Source organism: Sodalis sp. RH21, from assembly GCF_047324175.1.
Lineage (GTDB): Bacteria > Pseudomonadota > Gammaproteobacteria > Enterobacterales > Enterobacteriaceae > Acerihabitans.
In genome coordinates, this window is sequence record NZ_CP178732.1 from 5122368 (window position 1) to 5147633 (window position 25266).

21 protein-coding genes are annotated in these 25266 nt (G+C 57.0%); 6 read left to right on the forward strand and 15 right to left on the reverse strand.

The genetic code is table 11. From position 1 onward, the window contains the following. The first annotated feature begins 341 nt into the window (after positions 1 to 341). Positions 342 to 1772, forward strand: coding sequence for a sugar porter family MFS transporter (locus tag ACL2XP_RS23680; protein ID WP_413735772.1), 1431 nt, complete (start codon positions 342 to 344; stop codon positions 1770 to 1772). A 17-nt stretch (positions 1773 to 1789) separates the two neighbouring features. Here the strand turns inward: ACL2XP_RS23680 and ACL2XP_RS23685 are convergent, their stop codons facing one another. From ACL2XP_RS23685 to ACL2XP_RS23705, 5 genes are all read right to left on the reverse strand, one after another. After that, positions 1790 to 2710 carry a carbohydrate ABC transporter permease gene (locus ACL2XP_RS23685; RefSeq protein ID WP_413735774.1) on the reverse strand — a complete coding sequence of 307 codons (921 nt, stop codon included), beginning with the start codon at positions 2708 to 2710 and terminating at the stop codon, positions 1790 to 1792. Positions 2711 to 2716: 6 nt separating this feature from the next. Continuing rightward, positions 2717 to 3991: an extracellular solute-binding protein gene (locus ACL2XP_RS23690; RefSeq protein ID WP_413735776.1), complete on the reverse strand. Its 1275-nt coding sequence runs from the start codon at positions 3989 to 3991 to the stop codon at positions 2717 to 2719. A gap of 60 nt (positions 3992 to 4051) precedes the next feature. Beyond that, positions 4052 to 4852 (reverse strand): carbohydrate ABC transporter permease, encoded by an 801-nt coding sequence (locus ACL2XP_RS23695; protein ID WP_413735777.1) that lies wholly within the window; start codon positions 4850 to 4852, stop codon positions 4052 to 4054. 18 nt (positions 4853 to 4870) lie between these two features. Next, entirely contained in the window at positions 4871 to 5995 is a 1125-nt protein-coding gene (locus ACL2XP_RS23700) for an ABC transporter ATP-binding protein (protein ID WP_413735778.1), read from the reverse strand. Positions 5996 to 6179: 184 nt separating this feature from the next. Continuing rightward, positions 6180 to 6980, reverse strand: coding sequence for an SDR family NAD(P)-dependent oxidoreductase (locus ACL2XP_RS23705; RefSeq protein WP_413735779.1), 801 nt, complete (start codon positions 6978 to 6980; stop codon positions 6180 to 6182). Between the two features lie 167 nt (positions 6981 to 7147). Here ACL2XP_RS23705 and ACL2XP_RS23710 point away from each other — a divergent pair, with 167 nt between their 5' ends. From ACL2XP_RS23710 to ACL2XP_RS23720, 3 genes are read left to right on the forward strand one after another with little or no spacing between them, the layout of a single operon-like run. Continuing rightward, positions 7148 to 7999 carry a DeoR/GlpR family DNA-binding transcription regulator gene (locus tag ACL2XP_RS23710; RefSeq protein WP_413735781.1) on the forward strand — a complete coding sequence of 284 codons (852 nt, stop codon included), beginning with the start codon at positions 7148 to 7150 and terminating at the stop codon, positions 7997 to 7999. A 49-nt stretch (positions 8000 to 8048) separates the two neighbouring features. Beyond that, entirely contained in the window at positions 8049 to 8849 is an 801-nt protein-coding gene (locus ACL2XP_RS23715) for a BtpA/SgcQ family protein (RefSeq protein WP_413735782.1), read from the forward strand. Between the two features lie 33 nt (positions 8850 to 8882). After that, the gene (locus tag ACL2XP_RS23720) at positions 8883 to 10394 is read left to right on the forward strand and encodes an FGGY-family carbohydrate kinase (protein ID WP_413735783.1); all 1512 of its coding nucleotides are present in this window, start codon (positions 8883 to 8885) and stop codon (positions 10392 to 10394) included. A 49-nt stretch (positions 10395 to 10443) separates the two neighbouring features. Here the strand turns inward: ACL2XP_RS23720 and ACL2XP_RS23725 are convergent, their stop codons facing one another. The 5 genes from ACL2XP_RS23725 to dalD form a co-directional block, all read right to left on the reverse strand. Beyond that, positions 10444 to 11322: an ABC transporter permease gene (locus ACL2XP_RS23725; protein WP_413739273.1), complete on the reverse strand. Its 879-nt coding sequence runs from the start codon at positions 11320 to 11322 to the stop codon at positions 10444 to 10446. 115 nt (positions 11323 to 11437) lie between these two features. Continuing rightward, positions 11438 to 12937: a sugar ABC transporter ATP-binding protein gene (locus ACL2XP_RS23730; RefSeq protein WP_413735785.1), complete on the reverse strand. Its 1500-nt coding sequence runs from the start codon at positions 12935 to 12937 to the stop codon at positions 11438 to 11440. Positions 12938 to 12985: 48 nt separating this feature from the next. Continuing rightward, positions 12986 to 13945: a substrate-binding domain-containing protein gene (locus ACL2XP_RS23735; RefSeq protein ID WP_413735787.1), complete on the reverse strand. Its 960-nt coding sequence runs from the start codon at positions 13943 to 13945 to the stop codon at positions 12986 to 12988. Positions 13946 to 14093: 148 nt separating this feature from the next. Then, positions 14094 to 15563, reverse strand: a complete 1470-nt coding sequence (gene xylB, locus ACL2XP_RS23740) for a xylulokinase (RefSeq protein ID WP_413735788.1) — start codon at positions 15561 to 15563, stop codon at positions 14094 to 14096. A gap of 30 nt (positions 15564 to 15593) precedes the next feature. Beyond that, positions 15594 to 16994 (reverse strand): D-arabinitol 4-dehydrogenase, encoded by a 1401-nt coding sequence (gene dalD / locus ACL2XP_RS23745; protein WP_413735789.1) that lies wholly within the window; start codon positions 16992 to 16994, stop codon positions 15594 to 15596. A gap of 186 nt (positions 16995 to 17180) precedes the next feature. Between dalD and ACL2XP_RS23750 the strand changes: the two genes are divergently transcribed. Both ACL2XP_RS23750 and ACL2XP_RS23755 read left to right on the forward strand, forming a co-directional pair. Then, positions 17181 to 18137 (forward strand): sugar-binding transcriptional regulator, encoded by a 957-nt coding sequence (locus tag ACL2XP_RS23750; protein ID WP_413735791.1) that lies wholly within the window; start codon positions 17181 to 17183, stop codon positions 18135 to 18137. 183 nt (positions 18138 to 18320) lie between these two features. Next, positions 18321 to 19073, forward strand: coding sequence for an IclR family transcriptional regulator (locus ACL2XP_RS23755; RefSeq protein WP_413735793.1), 753 nt, complete (start codon positions 18321 to 18323; stop codon positions 19071 to 19073). A gap of 54 nt (positions 19074 to 19127) precedes the next feature. On the opposite strand, the gene ACL2XP_RS23760 is transcribed toward ACL2XP_RS23755, so the two are convergent. From ACL2XP_RS23760 to ACL2XP_RS23780, 5 genes are all read right to left on the reverse strand, one after another. Next, positions 19128 to 20474, reverse strand: coding sequence for a gluconate:H+ symporter (locus ACL2XP_RS23760; protein ID WP_413735794.1), 1347 nt, complete (start codon positions 20472 to 20474; stop codon positions 19128 to 19130). A gap of 212 nt (positions 20475 to 20686) precedes the next feature. After that, a complete protein-coding gene (locus tag ACL2XP_RS23765; RefSeq protein ID WP_413735795.1) occupies positions 20687 to 22666 on the reverse strand; it encodes a YjhG/YagF family D-xylonate dehydratase in 1980 nt (659 codons plus the stop codon). Between the two features lie 82 nt (positions 22667 to 22748). After that, a complete protein-coding gene (locus ACL2XP_RS23770) occupies positions 22749 to 23666 on the reverse strand; it encodes a dihydrodipicolinate synthase family protein (RefSeq protein WP_413735796.1) in 918 nt (305 codons plus the stop codon). Between the two features lie 321 nt (positions 23667 to 23987). Then, positions 23988 to 24755, reverse strand: a complete 768-nt coding sequence (locus ACL2XP_RS23775; protein WP_413735798.1) for an SDR family NAD(P)-dependent oxidoreductase — start codon at positions 24753 to 24755, stop codon at positions 23988 to 23990. Positions 24756 to 24759: 4 nt separating this feature from the next. Next, positions 24760 to 25215 carry an S-ribosylhomocysteine lyase gene (locus ACL2XP_RS23780; protein ID WP_413735800.1) on the reverse strand — a complete coding sequence of 152 codons (456 nt, stop codon included), beginning with the start codon at positions 25213 to 25215 and terminating at the stop codon, positions 24760 to 24762. Positions 25216 to 25266: the final 51 nt, after the last annotated feature.

A 25266-nucleotide genomic window follows, 5' to 3' on the forward strand; every position in this document is an offset into this window, starting at 1 on the left:
CGGGGATACCTGCAATTTAATTCACTCTAGCACTTCGGCCGGGGCATTTAAAGCTTGCCCGGCAGGCCATATTCTACCTCATCGCGGCGCGGCCGATTATCAACCGCATGACTACCGGATGGAATAACCGCGATAGTGCAGGGCAACCGTCCATACAGCATAAAAGTCCACTTAATAGGGATAAAATAGCTGAATAATGTGATTCATATATCACAAAACCCGTTTTAGTAGCAGGAATGTGTATATCTTTAGCCAGCCGGGTCTCACGGTAGCCAGCAATGTGTTCCATGGTAGGGACGTATTCGGCACATCGCCAATGAACAAGCAGTTTGGAGACGACCATGTCACTGTCTGGTGAATATAAATTTTCCGTCGCCGCGACCGGCCCGCAGGCCGCCGGTAATGCGCGTTTTATGAATGCTTTTATTTCTTTTGCCGCCGCCATGGCGGGTTTGCTGTTCGGGTTGGATATCGGCGTGATCGCCGGGGCGCTGCCCTTGATTACCGAACATTTTTCCCTGGGCAGCCGGCTCCAGGAATGGATCGTCAGCAGCATGATGCTCGGCGCCGCCCTGGGCGCGCTGGCCAACGGCTGGTTCTCCTCCCGCCTGGGACGTAAATATAGCCTGATGATCGGCGCGGTGCTGTTTATCTTCGGTTCGCTGGGATCGGCCATGGCCCAGTCGCCGGAAATATTATTGCTGTGCCGGGTATTGCTGGGATTTGCCATCGGCATCGCCTCCTACACCGCGCCGCTCTATCTGTCGGAAATGGCCAGCGAATCCATGCGCGGCAAACTGATCGCCATGTATCAATTAATGGTGACCCTGGGCATCCTGCTGGCGTTTTTATCCGATACCGCTTTTAGCTACAGCGGCAACTGGCGCGGCATGCTCGGCGTGCTGTGCATACCGGCGATTATCCTGCTGGCGGCGGTATTATTCCTGCCCAACAGCCCGCGCTGGCTGGCTTCCAAAGGACGGCATATCGAAGCGGAACAGGTGCTGCGCATGTTGCGCGATACCTCGGAAAAGGCGCGGCAGGAGCTGAACGATATCCGTGAAAGCCTGAAATTAAAGCAAAACGGCTGGGGATTATTCAAAACCAATAGCAATGTGCGCCGCGCGGTGTATCTGGGCATGTTATTACAGGCCATGCAGCAGTTTACCGGGATGAACATCATTATGTATTACGCCCCGAAAATCTTCGGCCTGGCGGGGTTCACCACCACCCATCAACAAATGATGGCCACGGTGATCGTGGGCCTGACCTTTGTGCTGGCCACCTTTATCGCCATCGGCATGGTGGATAAAGCCGGGCGGAAACCCGCGCTGAAAATCGGTTTTAGCGTTATCGCCATCGGCACGTTGATGCTGGGGATTTGCCTGCAACTCATCGATAGCGGCAACCATTCCGCCGGGATTTCGTATTTATCGGTGGGGATGACCATGATGTGTATTGCCGGTTACGCCATGAGCGCCGCGCCGGTGGTCTGGATTTTATGCTCGGAAATCCAGCCGCTGAAAAGCCGCGACTTCGGCATCACCTGCTCCACCACCACCAACTGGGTCGCCAATATGATTATCGGCGCCACCTTCCTGACCTTGATGAACCATATCGGCGCCGCCGCCACCTTCTGGTTATACAGTGCGCTGAATATCGCTTTTGTGGCGATCACTTTTATCCTGGTGCCGGAAACCAAAAACATGACGCTGGAAAAAATCGAGCACAACCTGATGTCGGGTAAAAAACTGCGTGATATCGGGCAATGACCAGCGCGAAACGCGGCCTAGCGGCGCCGTTCCAGCATGGCGAAAAACACCACCGTCATGGCCAGCACAATCAGCAATAGCGCCAGGGCGGCCGCCGATCCCTCATTGATGGAGAGCCCGAGAAAAGCCCGGCGGTAAGCAAAAAAGCTCAGCACTTCGGTGGCGGTGCCGGGACCGCCGCGGGTCAGGACATACGGTAAATCATAGGTACGCAGTTCATTGATAAGCTGGATAACCACGGCAATGGCCGCCACCGGCCGCAGCATCGGCAGGGTAATATACCAAAATTGCTGCAGCCGTCCCGCCCCGTCCATTTCCGCGGCTTCGTAGGGGTCGCGGGGCAGCGCGGCCAGGCCGGCCGCCAGGATCAATATCACAAAAGACATTTGCTGCCAGACATCGATAAACGCCATGGTCCAGAACGCCAGGGTGGGATTCCCCAGCCAGTCCACCCGCGGCCAGCCCCAGGATTCCAGCAGATGATTGATGATGCCGAGATTAGGTTGCAGCAGCATGCGCCAGATAAGTCCCACGCAGACCGGCGACATGGCCATCGGGATAGTCAATAATGCGAAATAGAGCGGCCGGGTCCTGACCACCCGGTTAAGCATCAGGGCGATACCCAGCCCCACCACGAATTCCCCGGCGACGGTGATCAGGGAATATTTGATGGTCAGCCAGGCGGCCGACCAGAATGCCCCGTCGTTCAGTACGGCGACAAAGTTATCGATGCCGGCGAATGGCGCCAGCGCCGGCCGCATCAGGGTAAATGAGGAGAACGCCAGCACCACCGCGTAAATCACCGGGAAACCCAGCACGATGGCCAGCGCCAGTAAGCCCGGCGAGGCGAACGCCCAGCCGGTTAAACGAAACCGATCAAACCCGGCGACGCCGGGTTTACGTTGCCGCACAGGGGTTGCGGAAGTTTTAGTCAGCATCGTTGATCACTTTTTCATCAGCTTTTCAAGCTGCGTGGCCGATTCCGCCAGGGCGCCATCGATACTCCCGTTGCCGCCGGCCACCTGGGAAAGCTGGGTGCCGAGCACATCCTCATACTGGGCGGAATACGTAAAGATCGGGAAGGATTTGCCGCTGGCCACTACCTGCTGCGCGGTCTGGTAGTAAGGGAATTTAGCCAGAACTTCAGGGTCCTGATACACATCGGCGCGCACCGGCGCATGCCCCTCAAGCGCCCGCTGGGTTTCGACTTTTTTACTTTGCACCCATTGGATAAAGGTCCAGGCGGCCTGTTTTTCCTCCGGCGAAACGTTGCTGGGAATACCCCAGCCCCAGCCGCCGCTTTCACCATGGCCGCCGGGCATCGTGGCCAGCGCCAGCTTACCGGCCACCGCCGGGCATGCTTTCTCGTTATCCAGCTGCGGCAGCATCCACCAATAGGTAATCATGCTAAAGGCCTTACCGCTGCACATCAGGCGCATGGTATCGTCGAGCGTGGCGGATAGCGCCCCGGCCTGGGCGGCATTCTTGATGGCATCGACATATAATGTCAGGGCCTGCTTACCCGCCGGGCTGTTTAACACCACTTTATTATTCTCGTCCAGATAGTCGCCGCCGGCGGCAAACAGATAATTAGAGAACTCCATGCTATTGGGGTCGCCCCGTTGCCCTTGCATGGCCGCGCCGGCAATGCCCTGCTTTTGTTTAATATATTTGGCCAGCGTCACGTAATCCGCCAACGTCTGCGGCAGGGCCAGGGGTTTATTTATGTCGGCTTGATATTGTTTCTGTAATGTTTTGTCCGCCAATATATCCGTGCGGTAAATCAGGCCCATGGAATAGTTATACATGGGCAGTATATATAATTTTTCTTTATCGTGATTAAGTAGGGAAACGGTGGAAGGTATAAACGCCGGTGTATCGAATTTTGACTGTTTCACCATTGGCGTGAGATCGGTCAGCCAATTAGCGGCGGGAAACTCGCCGGCCCACAGGAAATCCACCTCCAGCAGATTGTAATAACTTTGCGGCGCAATCAGCTGGGAGACCAGCTTATCATGCATATCGCCATAACCGATTTTTTCAAACTCAACCTTTATTCCGCTTTCTTTTTCAAATTGCGGCAGCATTTGTTCGATAATGTGGGTTTCCGGGACATCTTCCATTAATGCGCGCAATACCACTTCTTTGGCTTGCGCCCCCATGGCGGCGGATAATATGACCAAACCTGATAAGCATAATAATTTTTTCTTTAGCAACATGGCTGTCTCCTGTTTCGTCTGGATAGACGTTTTTTCGAGTGAAAAAATACGCTGGCACCACTACTTAACGCTGCCGAAAGTCAGTCCTTTGACTATATAACGCTGGATAAAATGTGAAGCGATAATCAACGGTAAAATGGCCAATACCACGCCGGCCGAGACTTTACCTATTTGTACGCCATTGGAGGTTTGCAACGCGGCCAACGCCACCGGAATAGTGGCGGTTTGCGGCCCGCTAAGGACCAAGGCAAATAAAAACTCGTTCCAGGAAAGAATAAAACCCAGCACCGCGGCGGCGGCGAGACCCGGCAGGGAAACCGGCAGAACGATATGGCGAAAAGCGCCCCAGGCCGTGGCGCCGTCGGTCATGGCCGCCCATTCCAGATCGACCGGAATACCTTCAAAAAACCCCATTAAAATCCAGGTGAGAAACGGGAGGTTCAGCGCGGCGTACACCAGCGTTAAACCCGTCAGGGAGTTAGTCATGCCCAAGGTGCGCAATAACGCGAAGGCCGGTAACACCAGCGCCACCGCCGGCAGCATTTGCGTCGCCAGCATAATAAAACGCGCCGCCGGCCCGCCGGTTTTGAAACGGGCGAACGCATAACCGGTGGCCGCGGCGAACGGCATCGCCAGGACAACCGAACCAAACGAGACAATCAGGCTGTTGCCATAATGGGTCAAAAAATTATTATTGCTGATAAGTCCCCGATAATTCTCCCAAGACCAGGCGGGGAAAATATCGGTGCTATAAGCCATGGATTCGGGCACCAGGCTGGTGCGCAGCGCCCAAAGCGGCGGCAAGATCACGACGATACAAGCGATAATCAGTCCAACATGCAGTGCGATTTTGCGTAGCATGACCGTGACCCCCGGTAATTAGCTGGCGAGCGGCGGCGAAGCCCGGCGCGGCAAAACGTCGCCGGTATGGCTATCAAATAAATGCAGCGGATCGGGGTCCATATACAAAGTAATGGTATCGCCCGGCGCCGGCAAGGTGTGCCGGTCGAGGCGTACGACAAACCGGACATCGTCAATGGTGCCGGTGACGATATTTTCCGCCCCCAGCGCTTCCACGGCGGTCACTTTAAATTGCAAAGGCTGCCAATTCGGATCGAGCTGGCGGGCGTGAAAATCTTCCGGGCGGATACCCAGGGTCACCGTTTGGCCGTCATAGCGGCGGTAATCCGCCTGGGCATAATCCGACACCCGGATACGGCACCCCTCGGTGAGCATCAATGATACGCCGTTGGCCCAGGCGCGCACCACGCAGGGCAGTAAATTGATCGGCGGCGAGGAAAGAAAACGCGCCACGAAAATATTGGCCGGATTGGCATAAACCTCCAGCGGCTTGCCGCTTTGCACCAAATAACCATCACGCATAATGCATATACGATCGCCCATAGTCATGGCTTCAACCTGATCATGGGTCACATAAATCATAGTTTTACCCAGCCGGCGGTGAAGTTTTATTAATTCGGTGCGCATTTCGGCGCGCAGCTGCGCGTCCAGGTTGGATAGCGGTTCATCCAGTAAAAAGGCCTGGGGTTCGCGGACAATTGCGCGTCCCAGCGCTACCCGCTGGCGCTGGCCGCCCGATAGCGCGGCCGGTTTGCGATGCAATAATTGGTCCAGCCCGAGCATAGCGGCGGTTTCGGCAACTTTTTGCCGGATAATATCGGTAGGGGTGCCGCGCATTTTAAGGCCGAAGGCCATATTCTCCGCCACGGTCATATGCGGGTATAGGGCATAGCTTTGAAATACCACCGCGATATTGCGGTCCCGGGGGGCCACCCGGTTAACGTTTTGCCCGTTAATGCGCAATTCGCCGGACGTAATACTTTCCAAACCGGCAATCATGCGCAGCGTGGTGGATTTCCCGCAACCGGACGGGCCGAGAAATATTACGAATTCGCCATCATGGATGGTTAAATTAACATCCCGCACGCTGTATTGATTACTTTGATAGATTTTCGAAACATTTTGCAATTCGATCGAAGCCATAGGCTTTTCCCCCGATGCTGGTGCAAATGTCCTCCGCTGCCACGGTCAGCTGTCACGGTAAGCTGTCACAGTTAAAGAATGGCAAACGGTTGCTTATACTGAAAGCTGAAAGAAATCATCTACCTCATCCGCTCCTGAGGATCGCTGTTCGAAATTATTTATAATGTTACTTTTTGTTTGATATTCAACCAGTATATACGCCCCCGGTCACGTTTATTCCCTGGCCGGTCATAAACCGGGCGGCGTCGGAACACAAAAACACCACCACGTCGGCCACATCTTCCGGGGTCTCCAGGCGTCCCAGGGGCGTTTGACGGATATAATCATCAATCACCTGCTCGGACGTGATGGAGCGCAACTCGGCTTCCCATTCTATCTCACGGGACTGCATGCCGGTTTTGACGAACCCGGGACATACGGCATTGACCCGGATGCCCTTGCCCGCCAATTCCCGCGCCAGGGCCTGAGTCCAGCCCAGCACGGCGAATTTACTGGCGGAGTAATGGGCCAGCAGCGGCGCGCCCACCTTGGCCGCCAGCGAAGCGGTATTGACAATGACGCCCTGCCCCTGGGCCACGAACTGGCGGGCGGCAATCTGGTTGGTAAGAAAAATTCCCCTGGTGTTGACGTCAAAATTAAAATCCCACTCTTCATCGGTGAGTTTTAACGCATGCTGCATGGTTGAGACCCCGGCGTTGGCCGCCAAAATCTGAAAACTGCCGAAGACATCGTTCACCCGGGCGAATCCGTCGGCCACGGACTGGCGGGAACGGACATCCACATAAAAACCGATAGTATCGCCGCCCAGTTCTTCCGCGGTGCGTTTAGCCAATACTTCATTGATATCGCCGATGGCGACGCGAACGCCCTGGGCCATCAGCGCGCGGGCAATGGCCCGGCCGATGCCCGCGGCGCCGCCGGTGACGACGGCGGACTGTCCCGCCAGGCCGGGAAACTGACAGGGGCTGGGGTTCTCATTGGTCATTTTGCGCTCCTTTAAGTGATGTACTATTATCTACAACAAATAAACAAACAAATCAAAACAAATCAATCTACGATTTGTTTGATATAAATTTAATAATCCGTATTATGTTTGAATAAATGTTTGAATATCGCATCAATTCGAACATCACGGCTAAAATGGACATCGGCATGAATGCAAATCGAGACGAGCTACCGGCATATGAGCAAAAGCCGGAGCGTATCAAGCTTCTGGCACAGGATCGGCAGTTATATATCATTGAAACCCTGGTGCAGCAGGGTTCCGTGTCGGTAAGCAGCATCGCCGCCGAACTGGACGTGTCGGATATGACCATCCGCCGCGACCTGGTGGAGCTGGAATCGGAAGGCAAGCTGGTGCGCATCCACGGCGGCGCGGTATTGCCCGAAAACAGCACGCCGGTGGCCATGGATCGCGAAGAACCCAGCTTTGATACGCGCCTGATACAAAACTGCGAAGCCAAGGCGCGCATTGCGGCGGTCGCGGCGGAGATTGCCTGCGGTTATCTCACCGTGGCGCTGGACGTGGGCACCACCACGTTTTTGGTGGCGGAAAGGCTGCTGGAACGCAATCGGATGAAAATATTCACCAATAGCGTACGCATTGCCCACCGCATGAGTAGCGGCGCGCCGGAAATCTACCTGGCGGGCGGACATATGCGCGGCGATGAAATGGCCGTAGGCGGCCCCGCCGCCATCGCCCAGTTTGAACAGTTGTGGTTCGATATCGCCTTTGTGGGGGTGTCCGGCATCACCTGTAGCGGTATTTACGATTACTCTTTTGAGGATGTCGACCTGAAGCGGCTGTATCTCAACCGCTCGGGTTTCAAGGTGGTGCTGTGCGATTCCTCAAAATTCCAACACATGTCCCTGGTCAATATCGCCCCATTACAGGGCGTGGACATGCTGATTACCGAAAGTTCGCCGCCGCCGGCCATCGCCCTGGCGCTGGAGGCGGCAAAAGTTAAGGTGGTCATCGCCCCGCCTTTGCCCGAAGCCTGCTGATAGGTGGAAGTGAAGCACGCCTTCCCAATTACATCGTCTGGAGCGTCCTATGATTTTTGAATTTTTAGGTACTAAGAAAAAAGCCGTTATCGCCATGGCGCATATCGGCGCATTGCCGGGTTCTCCGCTTTACGATGCCGATGGCGGCATTGATAAGCTGATAGGCGACGTATTGGCCGACGTGGAAAAATTGCAGGCCGGCGGCGTGGATGCCATTATGTTCGGCAATGAAAACGACCGGCCCTATGTATTCAACGCCGCATTGGAAGGCGTGGCCGCCATGTCGGCGGTGGTACAGGCCGTCAAGCCCGTACTGAAAGTGCCGTTCGGCGTCAATTACCTATGGGACCCCAAGGCCAGCGTGGCCATCGGCGCCGTCACCGGCGCCAGCTTCGTGCGGGAAATCTTTACCGGCGTCTTCGCCTCGGATATGGGTATCTGGCAGCCCGATTGCGCCGCCGCGTCCCGCCTGCGGCACAGCCTGGGCCGCGACGATATGAAGCTGCTGTTTAATATTAATGCCGAATTCGCCCACTCGCTGGATAGCCGGCCGATAGAACTGCGGGCGCGCAGCGCCGTGTTTTCTTCACTGGCCGACGCCATTCTGGTCTCCGGTCCGATTACCGGGGAAGCGGCGGACCAATCCCATCTGCGCAAGGTGTGCGAAGCGGTGACCGACGTACCGGTGTTCGCCAATACCGGCACCAATATCGATAACGTGCGCGACGTCTTGAGCCTGGCCAGCGGCGTGATCATCGGCACGCATTTCAAAATTGACGGCAATACCTGGAACGCGGTTGACGGCGATCGGGTCAAACGCTTCATGGACGTGGTAGAAGGGCTGCGCTAACCAACGCCGCCGCGGCGATTGACGGGAGAACGCATGAACTGCTTGCTGGGTATTGATATAGGAACCACTTCCACTATCGGCATGTTGATTCAATTGCCGGATCGGGTGCTGGGCATAGTCTCACGTCCCGTGCGGTTGTCCTCGCCGCAGCCGGGCTGGACCGAGGAAGATCCCGAACAGTGGTGGCACAACGTCGGCGAGATTTGCCGCGAGCTGTTGGCCAGCGGCGGCGTCAGCGCCGATGCCATCGCCGGTATCGGCGTCACCGGCATGCTGCCCGCCGTGGTGCTGCTTGACGACCGCGGGCAGGTTTTGCGCCCGAGTATCCAGCAAAGCGACGGCCGCTGCGGCCAGCAGGTCGCCGAAATCCGCGCCGAGCAGGATGAAACGGCGTTTATCAAACGCAGCGGCAACGGCATCAACCAGCAATTGGTCGGGGCCAAGATCCGCTGGATCGAACGGCACGAACCGCAGATCCACGCGCGCATCGCCACGGTGTTCGGCTCCTATGATTTTATCAATTGGCGGCTGACCGGCGAAAAGGCGGTTGAGCAAAACTGGGCGCTGGAAGCGGGTTTTATCAATATCGCCACCCATCGCCTCGACGACGAACAGATAGCCGTGGCCCACCTGCCCCGCCGGGCCGTGCCGCGCCTGGTACCCTCCCATGAAATCCTGGGCCGGGTCAGCGCGGCGGCGGCGCGGTTCACCGGTCTGGCGGCCGGCACGCCGGTTATTGGCGGGGCGGCGGACATGATAGCGTCCGCGCTGGGGGCCGGGGTCACTCAACCGGGCGACGTGCTGTTGAAATTCGGCGGTTCGGTGGATGTTCTGACCGCCGCCGCCACGGTAAACCCGGACGCGCGCCTGTACCTCGATTATCACCTGATCCCCGGCATGTATATGCCCAACGGCTGTATGTCCACCGGCGGCTCGGGCCTGAACTGGTTTGCGGAAAACTTTGCCGGCCAGCACCGGGCGGCGGCGGAGCAGGCCGGATTATCCCTGCATCAATACCTTGATAGCCTGGCGCAGCAGCGTCCCGCGGGCGCCGCGGGCGTGTTGTGCCTGCCCTACTTCCTGGGGGAAAAAACCCCGCTGCACGATCCGGCGGCGCGCGGCGTGTTGTTCGGCCTGACCTTGTCCCATGACGCCGGCCACATCTGGCGCGCGTTATTGGAAGCCTATGCCTACGCCATTAAACATCATATCGACACCCTGCATGATATCGGTTACCCCACCCGGCGCTACATCGTTTCCGACGGGGGGTCGGCCAGCCGCTTATGGATGCAAATCGTGGCCGACGTGCTCGGCGTGCCGCTGCTGCGCCTGGTGGGACATCCCGGTTCATGCCTGGGCGCCGCCTGGACCGCCGCCATCGGTACCGGTTTAAGCACGGACTGGAACGGCGCGAGCGCGTTTGTGCGTTTCGGCGAAATCATTGAGTCAGACGCGCAAAGCCATCATTACTACACCGGCCAGTATCCGCGTTTTCGCGCGCTTTACGGCCAGTGCCAGCCGCTGACCGGCGCGCCGGCGCCATGATAATCCCGCGCGCCGGGGCCGGTTTAGCTAGCGCGGACCGCTAGCGTCCTCAGGCACGCGCCCGGGATTTAAAGCTTTCCAGCATCACGGCGATGATAATAATGGCGCCTTTAACCACCTGCTGGTTATAGCCGGAGATATTCATCAAATTCATCAGGTTGGAAATGATACTCAGGATCAGCACGCCGATAATGGTATTAACCACCGTGCCCCGGCCGCCGGCCAGGCTGGCGCCGCCCACCACCACCGCCGCGATCACATCCAGCTCGAAGCCGATGGACATCACCGGCGACCCCACGCCCGTACGGGTGGAGGCCAGCACGCCGGCCAGGCCGCAGGCCAATCCGCTCAGGGCATACACGGCGAATTTATACCAGTCGACCCGGACGCCCGCAAAACGGGTGGCGGTTTCGTTGGAACCGATGGAAATCACCAGCCGGCCGAATACCGTATATTGATAGACAAAATGGGCCAGGATCGCAAAGGCGATAAACACATAGACCGGCAGCGGCAGCCCTAAAAAGTAGCCGGTACCGAAATTCACATACGACACGTCGTCGATAAAGATCGGTTGGCCCTTGGCGGCAATCAGCGCCCCGCCGCGCGCGATGGTCATCATGGCCAGCGTGGCGATAAACGGGGCGATATTAAAGAACGTCACCAGGCACCCGGCCGCTGCCCCCACCAGCGTGGCGATGCCGGCGCCGGCGATAATGGCCGGGATAACCCCGATTTCAGGGATCAGCAGCGCCACGGCCACCGAGACCAGCGCCATGATCGACCCCACCGACAAATCGATGCCGCCGGTCAGGATCACGAACAGCATGCCGATCGCCGCCAGTCCGAGCGGAACGCTCTGCCTTAATACATTGGTAATATTCTCCGGGCTATAAAAGCGATCGGATAAAAAATTGGCGACAATCAACATCACAAAAAATACCAGTAACGTCGAGTTGTTGGCAAAAAACTTCAGTACTTTGGTCCGCAAGGCAAAGCCCGTCGTTTTCGTGGGATTGTTTACCGTTTCCATAATCTTTCCTCAGCTACACTAAAGCGCGTTTAGGTATGGCGAATCTCATGATGTTCTCTTCGGTAATTTGATCGCCCTGCAATTCCGTGGTTATGGTGCCTTCGCTCATGACATAAACCCGATGAGATAAGGAAATCACCTCGATCATTTCTGAAGAAATAACAATAATGGCGTAGCCCTTTTCGGCTAATTCATGAATGACGTTATAAATTTCCACCTTGGCGCCCACATCCACGCCGCGGGTGGGTTCATCGAGGATGAGCAAATCACATTCGGTGGCCAGCCATTTGGCGATCACCACTTTTTGCTGGTTGCCCCCGCTGAGGCTGGAAATAGGGTCCTCCACCGAACCTAATTTAATCGCCAGGCGTTTGCGCGACAGTTCGCTAAACGCTCTTTCGCTGCGGTAATTTATAATGCCGAACCTGTAACAAACGCGCTTTAAATTGGATAACGTCATATTCTCCCGGATAGGCCGGGATAAAATAGCGCCCTGCTCTTTGCGGCTTTCCGGCACCAGGCCAATACCCTGGCGCATGGCATCCGCCGGGTGGCGAATAGTGATTTCCTTGCCGTTTTTAACAACCCTGCCGGCGGTCATGCGATCCAGGCCAAACAGGCAACGGGAAATTTCCGTACGCCCGGAACCCACCAATCCCGCCAGACCGACGATTTCACCTTTTTTGGCGGTAATGCTGATATCTTTTAACAGCGACTTGGTGGACATGCCATAAACCTCAAGTACCGTTTCTTCCTGGGGAATATTTTTGGGCGGATAAAGGTTTTCAAATTTACGCCCCACCATGCTGGAAATAATGTCATCTTCCGTGCAGGTTTTGGGGTCAAGGTCGGTAACCGTTTCACCATCCTTGATCACCGTAATCGCATCGGCGATGGCAAATATTTCATCCAGCCGGTGGGAAATATAGAGGATGGTGACCCCCTGGCCTTTAAGCAGCTTCAACTGACTGAACAGAATATCGATTTCCCGGTTCGACAATACCGCCGACGGTTCATCCAGGATCAATATTTTCACGTCCCGGGCCAGCGATTTGGCGATTTCGACCATTTGCTGGTAAGCGACGCTCAGGGTACCGAGCCGCGCCGTGGGTGGAATATGAAAGCCGAGGTTGGATAATACCCGGCCGGCTTTCTGGTTCATTTTTTTCCAATTGACGAACTGGCCGCCAAAGCCCAGGTCGCCCAGAAAAATATTCTCCGCCACGGTGAGGTCGGGGGCCAGTGCCAGCTCCTGATAGATAATACCGATATTATTTTCCCGGCTCTGTTTTGGCGAAGTGAAATGGACCTCCTTACCGTTGATGTAGATGGTGCCGCTGTCTTTAATATAAATGCCGGACAGAATCTTCATCAGGGTGGATTTACCCGCGCCGTTTTCTCCCACGATGGCGTGGATGCTGCCTTTCTTCACTTTCAAATCAATGCTTTTTAGCGCATGGACGCCGCCAAAACTTTTTTTTACCTTATCGATAACGACTGCATACTGGTCCATGAAAATACCTCATTTTCAGCCCCCCTTGCTGACAAGGGGGGGAAGACTTTAGAAAAGTGATTTAGGATCGTAGACTTGTTTTACGTTATCTTTAGTGATCAATACGGTCGGGGTGTAGACGTAATCAGGGAAGTCTTTACTGCCGGCCTGATATTTGGCGATAATATCCAATACGGTATTGGTCAGGGTATTGGGGTTATTGGCCGCCGTCGCCTGCAGGTCGCCGCGTTCTACTGCTTCCAGTCCTTTCTTATAACCGTCGTGGGCAAAGACTTTCACATCCTGAAGCTTATTGGCCCCTTTTAGCGACAGTATCGCGCCGAGCGCCATGTCATCCATTTCGCTATATACGCAGTTAATTTTGTTGCCCTGGGCGACGATGATATCTTCCATGGCCTTCAGACCGCCCTGTTGATCCCAGTTGCCCCACCCCTGGCTGACAATGGTCAGATTGGTTTGGTTATATTTGCGGAGCTGCGCTTCCATTACGCCGCGGATAAAGTTGGAACGACGCGCTTCGCCCACCAGGTTGCCCTGGTTGCCGCTGATCAGGACGCAATTCATCGGTTTGTTGCCGAACTGCTCCACCGCATATTCGCCGATGGCGATATTGTTTTTGGCATTATTGGCCTGCACGCGGGTAATGACCGGCGCATCGAGGGAAATATCGCTATCGAGAATAACGGTGGGAATATTCGCGCGTTTGGCGATTTGCGTAATCCGCATGCCGGCTTCGGGGTCCTGCGGATTGAGCACCAGATAATTAATGCCCTGGGAAATCATATCTTCAACGTCCGAGATCTGCTTATTTAAGTCCCCACGCGCATCGGTGGTAATCAGATCGTAGCCGCGTTCCTTGGCATGAATCTTCATATACTCGGTCAGGCCGTTGAAAAAGGCACCATTGAGGGTCCGGTTTGCAAAACCAACTTTGATTTTATCTTCGGCATGGGCGGAAACCGCCACCGATGCGACAGCCAGCAGAAGACTCACTAATACTTTTTTCATCTGTATCCTTCCTTCTCTTTTATGGCGTTGGGGTAGACGTTGGTAGGGCGAAACCGTCTACTTCTTATGGTATTTGCGCTGGTAAAACGCCGTACTTATAGGCTTCCCGACCCGCGGCAACCGCGTTTGGGCCGGGAAACGTTATGGGTTATAGCACCAGTTTCCTGGCCTCCACCTGTTGGCGGTAAAACAGCCGGTAGCGGGCCAAACGACCGCGCAGCTGTTCGGCCCGGTCGGTTCCGGCGGTGAAACGGGTATGGATCGCCGGTTTACGGCAAACCTCGGCCTCGTTGCCGCCCACCGCCAGCCAGCCCAGGCGCGCGGCGCCCAGGGCGCCGCCGGCCGCGCCGTCCCTATGGGTCACCACCGGGATGTCGACCACATCGGCTATCAGCTGCGCCCACCAGGGACTACGGGCGCCGCCGCCAATCAGTGAAAATTGTTCGATCCTGCTGCCGGCCTGTTTCATCACTTCCAGTCCGTCATCCAGGCCGAACGCCACCCCTTCCAGCACCGCGTAGGCCAAAGAGGCGCGCTCGGTGGAGTGCGTCAGCCCGTGGAACGACCCGCTGGCGATGGGATCGTTATGGGGCGTGCGCTCGCCGGAAAGATAAGGCAAGAAGATCGGCGCCCGCTGCTGTTCTTCTATACTCAGCGCGGCTACTTCAGCCAACAGGGTGGGTTCGTCGGTACGCAATATCTGGCACAGCCAGCGCAGGGCGCTGGCGGCGGTGAGCATGACGCTCATCTGGTGCCAGCGGTTCGGCAGGGCATGGCAAAAAGCATGTACCGCCGACTGAGGATTGGGCCGGAAGCTTTCGTTTACGGCAAAAATCACCCCGGAGGTGCCCAGGGAAATAAAGGCATCGCCGGTATTCACCGCGCCGATCCCCACCGCGCTGGCCGCGTTATCACCGCCGCCGCCGGCGATGACCACGTTTTCAGACAGCCCCCACTCCCGGGCGACGGCGGCCGTCAGGGTGGCGGAAGGCGCGGAGCCCTCCACCAATGACGGCATATGATCCCGGCTCAGGCCGCAGGCGTGCAGCAGCGAATCCGACCAGTCCCGTTTGGCGACATCCAGCCAGAGGGTGCCCGCCGCATCGGACATGTCCGATACTTTTTCGCCGCTCATCAGCAAACGCAGATAATCTTTCGGCAACAGCACGGTCTGGATTTGGGCGAAAACCGCCGGCTCGTGTTTAGCCACCCACAGCAGCTTGGGCGCGGTAAAACCGGGCATGGCCAGGTTGCCGGCGATGCGGTGCAGTTCAGGCGCCCGATCGGTCAGTTCCTGGCACTCAAGGGCGCTGCGGGTGTCGTTCCACAGGATGGCCGGACGGAGAACCTGGTCGCCGGCGCCGAGCAATACCGCGCCGTGCATCTGGCCGGACAGGCCGATGCTGCGAATGCCCGCCCATAGGTCCTGGTGCCGGGCGCGTAGCCGGGCAATGGCCCGATTGGTGGCCGTCCACCACTGTTCCGGGTCCTGCTCCGACCATTGCGGGTGCGGACGTTGCACGGTCAGCGGTTCGCCTTCGCTCGCGACCAGGGTTCCAGCGTCATCAATAATGACGACTTTTATCTCCGAGGTGCCTAAATCAAGACCGAGATACATAATCGCTCCCTCTACGTTAGATGTGATGAATTAATGGCTGGCGGCCATCGGAGCATTCGCCTTCACCCAGGCATCAAGCCGGGTAATGGTTTCGCGCAGCAACTGCTCGAATTCCCCTTTGGCGGCCAATGGCCCGAACAGCTTGGCATCGCGGGCATACTGCGCGATGGGATCGGCCGACGCGAACATGGCGTGGGTGGCCGCCTCATCCAGAATGCCGTCCTGATAGGCATAAGGCAGATCTCCTTTATGCCAGCGGCGCATAAAGATGAAAAACAGGGCCGGCAATACGGCGGTGGCCTTGGGCTGCTGGCCGCGGCCGTAGCATTCAATCAGGGTCGGGGTAATAAAGCCCGGGATCTTGGAAAAGCCATCGGCCGCCACCCGCTGGTTAGTGTCGCGAATGTAGGGGTTGCTAAATCTCTCCAGCACGACGTCGCGGTATTGGGCGAGATCCAGGGGGCTTGGGGTCAGCGAGGGGATCACATCCTGCGTCACATAGTCATAGGCCATCTGGCGGATATCGTCGGTCCCGGTGCTTTCGTGGATATAGGATTGGCCGATCAGCGTGCCGGCCCAGGCGATACAGCTATGGCTGGCATTGAGGATGCGGATTTTCGCTTCTTCATAGGGCACGACCGAATCGACCATCTCGACGTCGACATCTTCCAGCGCGGGACGCCCGGCGATAAAGTTATCCTCCACCACCCATTGAATAAAGGATTCGCCCATGACCGGCGCCCGGTCGTCCATGCCCAGTTTTTCTTTGACGCGGCCGGCGATATCGGCGGCCGGACGCGGCGTAATGCGATCGACCATGGTGTTCGGCGTGGTGGTATGGGTTTTCACCCAGGCCAGCAGCTCGGTTTCGCCGCGCAGGGTCAGGAATTCGGTAAGCCCTTCATGGAAGCGTTCGCCGTTGTGGCGCACATTATCGCAGCTCAGCAGGGTGACGCCGCCGGTGTCACGGGCGCGGCGGGTACCGAGAATCCGCGCGATCGTGCCATAAATGGTGCGGGCGCCGCCCTTCAGATCGGCCTGGAGTTCCGGATTGGCCTGATCCAGTTTAAAATGCGTATCGAGGTAATACCCGCCTTCGGTCACGGTAAAGGAAATCACGCGCGTATCCGCGGCCGCGCCTTGCTCAACCAGCGCTGACAGTTGCTCGTCCCAGGGGATGATTTTGCGAATGGAAGTGATCTTTTCATAGCTGCGCTCCCCTGCCGGCGTCACGGTTTCCAGTGCGTATTCCCCTTTTTGCGCCGCCAGGATATCCAGCAATTGATTGGCATCGTCGCGAATATTGCCCAGGGCGATGGACCAGCGTTGATCGCCCTGTACCAGCAGGCGATGCAGATACCAGGCTTGGTGCGCGCGATGGAATGAACCGGCACCGATATGCATCCAGGTAAAGTGTTCTACTGTTGCCATAATGTATATTACCTCGCGAAATGGTGATGAGCATAAGCTCACAAAATGAGTAATTGCCTAGATAGAGAGCTTAATCGAATAATAGCCCACTAAATGAGCTTTAGCTCACACATCAGAAATGATCGATTTACGCCGTCTACGAATGATGGGTATAGTTTTATCACTGCCAAAAGTTGAGTATGATCAATGAGTAAAATCGATAGAAAATTAGATCAAGCAGCCCGGGCCGCCTGGATGTACTACGTTGCGGGCAAGACGCAGCATGAAATCGCCGACGTGCTGGGGGTATCACGCCAGGCGGCGCAGCGGCTGGTCGCGCTGGCTTCGGAGAATGGCCTGGTCAGGGTGAATATCGTGCATCCGGTGGCCGACTGCACGGCGCTGTCACAATTGCTGGCCCAGCGCTTTCACCTGTCGGTTTGCCTGGTCGTGCCTTCCTGCGGCATGGATAGCGCCAGCCTCAACCGCATGATTGCGGTAGCGGGTGCCGAGGTGATGATGCAATTTATCGATCAGGAGCAGCCTCGGGTGATTGCGGTGGGTTCAGGGCGGGCGCTGCGCGCCACCATCAACGAATTGCCGCAGATCGACCGCCCCCAGCACAGCTGCGTTTCGCTGATCGGCGCCATAGCTTCGGACGGTTCCTGTACCCGTTACGATGTGCCGCTCTGGATGGCGGAGAAAACCCAAGGCAAATATTTTATTTTGCCTGCGCCGTTATTCGCCGACAATCCGACGGATAAAGAATTATGGTGCAATCACCGCATTTATCGCATGGTCACGGATAAAGCGGCGCAGGCGGACGTCACCTTTATCGGCATCGGCCAGATGAATTATCTCTGCCCGCTGCATACCGACGGTTTTATTACCACCGAGGAAGTCAACCACCTGACCGACGCCGGGGTGGTGGCGGAGATAGTGGGCCACTTTATCGGCGAAAACGGCCAGCGGGTGCCAAGCGCCATGGACGACCGCCTGACCAGCGTCACCATAACCGCGCGCCCTGAAAAACCGGTTATCGCCTTTGCCGGCGGCGAGGAGAAATTTCGCGCCATCCAGGCGGTGCTGAACGGCGGCTGGATTAACGGACTGGTTACCGACGAGGATACCGCCATCAGGCTGCTGGCGACGCAGGACGCCTGATGCGCGGGCGCCAGGGCGGGCAAACCCGCGATGGCGCGGGTTGCCTGGCCGCGGCCGCGTTAGCTATTGATTCTGGTGGTTTTCCCGCCGCCTGGCCGCCCGGGGCGGTAACATTGATTTTCAGCACCGGAAGTAGTACCGTCACAGCATAATACGGATAAATCACTCTTCAAACGGTCCTCCATGCCTATCATTCAATCTGTCGAACGTGCCCTGCGTATTCTGGACCTGTTCGATGAACACGCCACCGAACTTAAAATTACCGATATCAGCATCAAAATGGGCATGCATAAAAGCACGCTGCACTCCTTGCTTAAAACGCTGCAGGTTCAAGGTTATATCGATCAGAATCCGGAAAACGGCAAATATCGCCTGGGCATGAAACTGGTGGAGCGCGGCAACCTGGTGGTTAATTCCATTGATATCCGGCAAAAAGCCAGAAGTTTCCTGCTCGATCTGTCGATAAAAACCGGCCAAACCACCCATCTCGGTATTCTGGACGGCAAGGAAGGGGTATATATCGATAAAGTAGAAGGCAAAATGGCCGTTATTTCCTATTCCCGCATCGGGCGCCGATTGCCGGTGCACTCCACGGCCATAGGCAAAGTGCTGTTATCTTTTATGCCGGCCGGCGAGATCCAGGCGCTTTTGGAAAATTACCAGTATACCCGGCAAACCCCGAATTCGATTACCGATGAAGCCCGGCTGCTGGCGGAATTAAATGAGGTGCGGGCGCGGGGTTACGCCCTGGATAATCAGGAAAATGAACAGGGCGTAAAATGTGTTTCCGTACCCATTTGGAATGTTGAGCGCCGGGTTATTGCGGCCATCAGTATTTCAACGCTGGTCGCCCGCACCAGCGAAGCCGAATTTTCACAATATATTACCTTATTAACCCAGGCCGGACGGGAACTGTCGCAACAATTGGGATATTAACCCCCGCATCAACCGGCTGAATAATAATTCCCCCCATTATTCAGCCGTCGATATTTATATTACCAGGCTCAACAGCATGATAAAGCCTAATCCCGCCACGGAAACAATGGTCGATAACACCGTCCAGGTGGCGAAGGTCTCTTTCATCGTCAGGCCGAAATACTCTTTTATCATCCAAAAGCCCGCGTCGTTAACATGCGAGGCTATGGCGCTGCCGGCCCCGGTCGCCAACGTCACCAGCGCCAGATTGGCGCTGCTGTGCGCCAGGGCGGGGATCACCAGTCCGGCGGTGGAGATGGCGGCCACGGTGGACGACCCGAGCGAAATACGCAAGATGGCCGCCACCACCCAGGCCAGGATAATCGGCGAAGCGGCGGTGCCGGCAAACAGATCGGCCACGTACTGCCCCACGCCGCCGTCGATCAGGACTTGCTTAAACGCGCCCCCGCCGCCGATAATCAGCAGCATCATGCCGATACTGGTGGCCGCCGAAGAGCAGGATGCCATCAGCGCCTTGATGCCGATATTCCTGGCGATCCCCATGCTGTAAATGGCGAACAGCAGCGAGATCAGCATGGCGACCGACGCATTGCCCAGCAAGCGGATAACGGACAGGGCCGTATTGTCCGCCAGGCCGGTTTCCTGCTGGATCATGGTCACGATGGTGGCGAAAGACATTAAAATCACCGGTAGCATGGCGGTCAGCAGGCTGATTTTAAACCCCGGAGTTTGATCCAGTTCGAACTGTTTCGTATCGCCCAGCGACTCGATATTACCGATTTTGTTAAAGCCTTCCGGCACGATCTTTTTCGCCAGTTTATTATACAACGGTCCGGCCAGGATCACCGTCGGCGTACCGACAATAATGCCGTACAGCAATACCGCGCCAATATCGGCGCCATATTCGCCGGCAATCATGGTGGGTCCCGGATGGGGCGGCAAAAAGCCGTGGGTGACCAACAGCGCCGACGCCATGGGGATGCCCAGATGTAAAATAGACACCTTAAGCTGCCTGGCGATGGTAAATATAATGGGGATCAATAATACCAAGCCCACTTCAAAAAACAGAGCGATGCCGACAATAAACGACGCCACCACTACCGCCCATTCGATATTTTTTTCGCCAAATTTGGCAATCAGCGTAATGGCGATGCGCTGGGCCCCGCCCGCGTCGGCAATCAGCCGGCCGAGCATGGCGCCGATACCGAAAATCAGGGCGATATGGCCTAAAGTACCGCCCAGGCCGCCTTCAATGGATTTCACCACGTTATTAAGCGGTATGCCCAAAGCCAGTGCGACGCCAAAAGAAACGATAATCAATGAAACAAATGTATTCAGTCGGCACTTCATAATTAAAATAAGCAGTACCAGTATTCCCAGAGATACAATAAATAATGGCATGAAATAACTCCCGGTTATACTGCGTCATGTGTTTTTAAAAATAGACGCAGCACTGTGCAGCACAATGTGTAGGCATCATGCTGGCGTTATTATTGGTTGAAGCCATACTCGGCACAGCGATAATATAACCACCCTGATTCAAGGGTGGTTATTAAATATCAATGCACCCGTAATCGCTTTATTTATATAAATACAGAGGCATGATTGGTTAATTAAATAATTTTCTGTTCCGCCAAGGCTTTTTCCCCCGCCGCCAATACTTTGATTATCCGATCCGCATCATAGACGCAGCCTTGCCAAGTCCCGCCGCTGACCGCCTGCAATGCCGCCCAAAGGCGGGTATCGTCGGGCAGCTCGGGATGCGGGCGCAGGCCGGGATGCGGTTCGCGCCCCTTTAGTTCCTCCGCCCCCGCCGCCGGCGACAGCGGGTGATGTTCCGTGCCGATAAAATTGATCGACCCTACCAGCCGGTCGCGATCGATGATCATTTCGATGATATCCCCGTCGCGCAGTTTGCCGATCGGCCCGCCGACCAGCGCCTCCGGCCCGATATGGCCGATACAGGCGCCGGTGGATACGCCGGAAAACCGCGCATCGGTCAACAATGAGACATATTTGCCGTATGAAAGATGTTTTAAGGCCGAAGTGAGCTGGTAGGTTTCTTCCATGCCGGTGCCCGACGGGCCGCCGCCGATCAGCACCATCATATCCCCGGCCTGGATGCCGCCCTGCTTGATGGCTTTAATGGCATCGGCTTCGGCGGTAAAAACCTTGGCCTTGCCGGTATGGCGGTAAACGCCGTCCGCGCCGACCACGGCGGGGTCGATGGCGGTGGATTTAATCACCGCCCCTTCCGGGGCGATGTTGCCGGTGGGGAACGTAATGGTGGAGGTCAGGCCGCGTTCCCTGGCCTGCTGCGGCGACATAATCACGTCGTCCGGCGCCACGCCGTCCAGCTCGAACAGACGTTGCCGGAACAGGGTGCGGCGTTGCGACGCCTCCCACCAATCCAGGTTGGCGCCCAGCGTTTCGCCGGTAACGGTTAACGCATCTTCATGCAATAAGCCCAGCTTGCGCAGGTGCAGCATGACTTCGGGTACGCCGCCGGCCAAAAACGCCCGCACGGTGGGATGATATACCGGGCCGTTGGGCAGCACGCTCACCAGCCGCGGCACCCGGCGATTCAGCTCCGCCCAGTCATCCACGGTGGGAATCTTGCAGCCCGCGGCGTGCGCAATGGCCGGGATATGCAGCAGCAGATTGGTCGAACCGCCGAAAGCCGCATGAATCACCATGGCGTTTTCGATGGCTTTATCGGTAATGATATCCTTGGTGGTCAATCCTTTGCGTCCGAGCACCAGCGCGGCGCGGGCGGACTGGCGGGCGATTTCATGCCATACCGGCTGGCCGGAGGGCGCCAGGGCGGAGTGGGGCAACGCCAGCCCCAGGCCTTCGGCCACCACCTGGGACGTACCCGCGGTGCCTAAAAACTGGCAGCCGCCGCCTGGTGAAGCGCAGGCCCGGCAGCCCAGTTCCGCAGCGTCCTGCAGGCTGAGTTCATGATTGGCGAACCTGGCGCCGATCGTCTGAACCTTGCCCGCATCTTCGCCGTGGGTCGGGGGCAGCGTAGCGCCGCCCGGTACGATAATGGTCGGCAGATCGTGCATTGACGCCAGCGCAATCATCATGGCCGGCAGCCCTTTATCGCACGTCGCCACCCCGATCACCGCTTTGCGGGTCGGCAAGGAGCGGATTAAGCGCCGGAACACCATGGCCGCATCGTTGCGATAGGGTAAGGAATCAAACATGCCGGTGGTGCCCTGCGAGCGCCCGTCGCAGGGATCGCTGACATAACCGGCGAAAGGCACCCCGCCGTGCCGGCTGATTTCCCGGGCGGCCGCCTGCATTTGCAAACCGATTTCCCAATGGCCCGTGTGGTAACCCAGGGCCACCGGCGAACCGTCGGGGTCGCGGATGCCCCCCTGCGTGCCTAATATCAGCACTTCGGTACCCAGCAATTTATTGGGGTCCCACCCCATGCCGGCATTTAACGTCAGGCCGAAAATATTGCCGCTAGGGGAATCCATCAGCATTTGCGCCGTCAGGGGCAGCGCGCCTTGCGGCCCCGGCGCATGGGTCCGGATCGCGTATATCGACTCGTCTGTATCGGTGAAAATCGTGTTTAGAGACATAAGTTTGCCCACCTGCTGGTAGCATATAAATCCGGGTTTCAAATAACATAGCGCCGGCCGCCATTAGCCGTCTTGCGCCATATCAGGCTTTATTTATCACCCCGGCACGCTGTAATACCTGGCGCACCGCGGCTTTTTTGGCGTTATCCAATGGTTGGGTCGGCGGCAGCGCATAGGTGGAAATATCCTGCCCGCAAAGCCGCATCGCCTCTTTCACCACATTTACGAACGGGCTGTCGATTTTATAAAGCGCGGGCAGCCCCAGCAGCGCTTGATTTAACCGGGCGGCTTCGCCTAAGTCCCCGGCGCGCACGGCGCGATAAATGCCGATGGATAATTGCGGCGCGAAGTTGGCGCTGGCCGAAATGGCGCCGTCGCCGCCCAGCAGCAGGGTGTTCAGCAGATGATCGTCAAAACCGCAGAATACCCGGAAATCGGGATGCGCCTCTTTTACCGTTAGAATCATCTCGCGCAAATGGGCGACGGAATCAATGGTATCTTTGATGCCGACAATATTAGCGTGGTCATCCGCCAGCCGTTTTACCAGGGCCGGGGTCAAATCCTGGCCGGTAAGCTGCGGGAAATTGTAGAGAATCACCGGAATATCCACGGCGGTGGCGATATCGGCATAATAGCGGCTGACGTTGGCTTCGGTAATTTGCCAGTAATAAGGGTTAATCACCACGATGGCGCTGGCGCCTATGGCTTGCGCATGCTGGCTCAGCGCCACGGCTTCGCGCGTATTGGTGCTGCCGGTGCCGATCAATACCGGCACCCGGCCGGCCACGCGCCCCACGACGAATTCCGCTACCCGCCGGCGTTCATCCGCGGACATCTGGGAAAACTCGCCCCCGGTACCCAGGAAAAACAGCCCGTTGACGCCGGCGGTAATCAGGAAATCAATAACCAGCCCCATGCCCGCCTCGTCCAACTCGCCCTGCGGGGTAAAAATAGTGGATACGGGGGGGATAATTCCGGTTAACTGCTTGATATCTGTCATGCTATTGGCCTTATTTTGATACAACGCGAAGTGTGAAGGAGTGATGTTTTACGCACCGGATAAGCAACCATTGGATAAATAACCACCGGCTTGCGTGCTGCCGCGCCACGTTATTTTTGTTCTATATTATAGAACACGGTTGCATAATGCGTAACAAGATACTAGCACCGGCCTTTTAGGGGTGTAAATCCCCTATGGGAAGTGTGTGTTCAATTTGTACTCTGGATCACAAAATGTTCTGGGGAATATCTTTTACCGGGCGGCGGGAAGTTATACCGCCGGGTGGCGGCAGCAGTGGGGCGCCGGGGCCAAGCCCCGGGATTAGTGCATCGTCATGCCGCCGGTGACGTTGATCGCCTGGCCGGTCATATAGGACGCCAGCGGGCTGGCGAGGAAGACCACCACGTTGGCCACGTCGGCGGGCAGGGCCGTACGGCCCAGGGGAATTTGCGCGCAGTCCTCCGCCAAAATATCCGCCGCCGCCAGTCCGCGCAGCAGCGCGCCCTCTTCGCGCTCGCGCCGCTTCATCGCGGTTTCGACGATGCCGGGGCACACGGCGTTAACCAGAATATTATCCCGGGCCAGCTCAATGGCCAGCACCTTGGTCAGGCCCAGCACCGCGTGTTTGGACGCGACATATTGCCCCATCAGGCGATAACCGTTTTTGCCGGCCTGGGAGGCGATGTTGATAATCCGGCCGCCGCCTTGCCGTTTCATGGGCCCTATCGCCGCCTGGGATATCAGGTAGACGCCTTTGGCATTCACCGCCATCACCCGGTCCCATTCGCTTTCCGTCACCGATTCCACACGGCCCATGGCGGACACCCCGCTGTTGTTCACCAGGACATCCACCGCGCCGAAATGGGCCACCGCGCAGGCAATTAGCGCCTCGGCGTGGCCCCGGCGGGTGACGTCGGTGCGGATATGCACCAGGCGCGCGCCGACCGCCCTGGCGCCGGGCGGACAGAGAATATCGCCGATCACCACGTTGGCGCCGGCCTCCAGGAACAGGGCGCCGATAGCTTCGCCGATACCGTTGAGCCCGCCGGTGATCACCGCGGTTTTACCGCTGAAATCCAGGTTAAGCATGGCGTCAGGTCCGGAAAGGATTGTCGCTGATGCCGGCGGTCAGCACCAGGCGCGCGTATTCCTTGGCGGAAAACAGCGAATGATCGCGATAATTGCCGCACTCCAGCGCCGACACCGCCGGCACCGTGTCGGCCTCCAGCACCTGCTCCAGTACCCCGGTCAGGGCCGCGGCAATCTCCGCCGGGTTATGTTCATCCCAGATAATCAGATAAAAACCGGTGCGGCAGCCCATGGGCGACAGATCGATAATCCCCTTTAACTGGTCGCGCAATCCGGTGGCCAGCAGATGCTCCAGGGTATGCAGCGCCGCGGTGGGTAAAGCGTCCTGATTCGGCTGGAGAAAACGCAGATCGTATTTTTGCACGATGCTGCCCTGCTCGTTGCGTTCCGTACCGGCCAGGCGTACGTAAGGCGCGGTTACCTTGGTATGATCCAACTGAAAGCTTTCAACATTAGCCATGATAGGTTTCCTTATTAATAAAGCCTGGCGGACAACGGTCCAGCAGGCAAA